This is a genomic window from Streptomyces turgidiscabies Car8, from assembly GCF_000331005.1.
GTDB classification, from domain to species: Bacteria; Actinomycetota; Actinomycetes; order Streptomycetales; family Streptomycetaceae; genus Streptomyces; species Streptomyces turgidiscabies.
This window is the reverse complement of sequence record NZ_AEJB01000349.1, coordinates 1-2,036: the sequence shown is the minus strand read 5'-3', so window position 1 is coordinate 2,036 and position 2,036 is coordinate 1. Positions and strand designations below refer to the sequence as shown.

The 2,036-nt window shown below is 67.3% G+C and carries 2 protein-coding genes and 1 pseudogene; 1 reads left to right on the top strand and 2 read right to left on the bottom strand.

Annotation, left to right across the window (positions count from 1 at the left end; all coding sequences use genetic code 11):
- A partial coding sequence (locus STRTUCAR8_RS23560; RefSeq protein ID WP_044472746.1) for a helix-hairpin-helix domain-containing protein occupies positions 1-1,122 on the top strand: 1,122 nt, incomplete at its 5' end.
- A gap of 260 nt (positions 1,123-1,382) precedes the next feature.
- Here STRTUCAR8_RS23560 and STRTUCAR8_RS23555 read toward each other — a convergent pair.
- A complete protein-coding gene (locus tag STRTUCAR8_RS23555) occupies positions 1,383-1,754 on the bottom strand; it encodes a hypothetical protein (protein WP_078507127.1) in 372 nt (123 codons plus the stop codon).
- A gap of 27 nt (positions 1,755-1,781) precedes the next feature.
- Positions 1,782-2,036, bottom strand: a pseudogene (locus STRTUCAR8_RS23550) (IS5/IS1182 family transposase); the annotation flags it as partial.

Here is a 2,036-nt window from a genome sequence, read left to right as displayed (position 1 = left end):
GAATGGGAGAAGTTCCACGGCGGGATGCGGGACAACGGGTACTCGCAGGAGTCGGTCAAGGCCCTGTGGGAGGTGATGCTGCCCTTCGCCGGGTACGCGTTCAACAAGTCCCACTCCGTGGGCTACGGCCTGGTGTCGTACTGGACGGCCTGCCTCAAGGCGAACTTCCCCGCCGAGTACATGGCCGCCCTGCTCACCTCGGTCGGCGACCACAAGGACAGGGCCGCGATCCACCTCGCCGACGCCCGCACGCTCGGCGTGCGGGTCCTGCCCCCCGACATCAACGCATCCGTCGCGAACTTCACCGCCGTCGGCGAACACGTCCGGTTCGGGCTGCGTTCGGTCCGCAACGTCGGCGAGAAGGTCATCGAATCCCTGGTCGCCACCCGCACGTCGAAGGGCACGTACACATCCTTCCCCGACTTCCTCGACAAGGCCGACCTCGCGGCCCTGAACAAGCGGGCCGTGGAATCGCTGATCAAGGGCGGGGCGTTCGACTCGCTGCACCACACCCGCAAGGGGCTGTCCGCTGTCCACGAAGACGCCATCGACGCGGTCATCCCGGTCAAGAAGCAGGCCGCGATCGGACAGGACGGCCTCTTCGGCGGCCTCGGCGGCACCGACGACCAGCCGTTGTTCGGCCTCGACTTCCCCATCGACGACGAAGAATGGCCGCGCAAGCAACTCCTGGCCGCCGAGCGGGACATGCTCGGCATGTACGTCTCCGCGCACCCCCTGGACGACACCGAGCACATCCTGTCCCGCCACCGGTCCACCACCATCACCGAACTCACCGCGTCCGGCCGCACCGAAGGCGTCGTCACACTCGCCGGCCTCGTCACCCACGTCCAACGCAAGACGACCAAAGACGGCAGGACCTGGGCAGTCGTCTGCCTCGCAGACCGCGACGGCGAGATGGAGATCCTGTACCTCCCCGCCACCTACCCGCTGGTCCAGCACGCGTTGACGCCGGACAGTGTCATTGCCGTCCAAGGCCGCCTCAACGAACGCGACGGGAACGTCAGCCTCGTCGGCCAGGAACTCGCCGTACTGGACATATCGCCCGCCGAGAGAAGCGGGAAGCCACCGTACGGCGATGCGACATACCGCGAGTCCACCTGAGTCCCGCCGAGCCGACATCAGCAGTCGGCGGTTTCCATACCCCGCCCCGCAAGTCCCGCGTCCTTCGGCTCGGGTGGCGGCCTGTCATGGTGGCCAGGATCAGAGCCCGCCAGGGTTGCCCACTGCGCAGGCGAATACTGCAACTCTCGAATACTGACACTTCACCAGTGCTCCCACACCACGGCCGAAGGGCTGATCGGCGGCGTCACCGGCGCCCTGGCCTCGCCGGCCACGCTGCTTCTGGGCCGCTAGGCCGTGTTTTAGAAGGTGCTGGTCTGGTGGGTTGGGCGTCCGGGGAAGTTGCGGGCGGCCAGCCAGACGATGAGGTCGCCTGCGATCCGGTCGATGCTGGTATCGGTGTCGACCTTGTGTTCACGGCGGGTGGTGTCGCGTCGGACGATCTCGTAGCCGCCTTCGTCAGCGACAGCGACGGACACAAACCAGGCTGGGTCGTCCTGGTCGGGCTGGACGACGACGAACGTGTTGTCCTTGTCGTTGAGTTCGCTGATCAATTCGAACAGGGCATCCTCGGACGGGTCGTCGATGTGGTCGCCGTTTTCGCTGTCTGCGCAGTAGTACTTGGCGGCCACTGGACTCTCCCCATGGTGCGCTGTCGGTTCGGGCGCCAGCATGGCACGGCCGGATGGGCCGGCGGCAGGTCACAGCCACTGCTGGACCGCCGCGATCTGAACCGTCGCCTCGAAGCGGACGGCGAGCTTGTCGTATCGGGTGGCCACGGCCCGGTGCTGTTTGAGGCGGCTGATCCCGCACTCGACCGCGTGGCGGGCCTTGTAGTCCTGGCGGTCGAAAGCGGGCGGACGCCCTCCCGTGCCGCCTCGGCGCCTGCGGTTGCGGATCTGGTCGGCCGGCTCGGGGATCGTGCACCTGATCCCGCGTCGGCGCAGGTAGGCGCG

What these genes read in the sequence shown, in the direction of transcription:
- STRTUCAR8_RS23555 (WP_078507127.1), bottom strand. Translation starts at nt 1,754, where the DNA reads ATGCTGGCGCCCGAACCGACAGCGCACCATGGGGAGAGTCCAGTGGCC.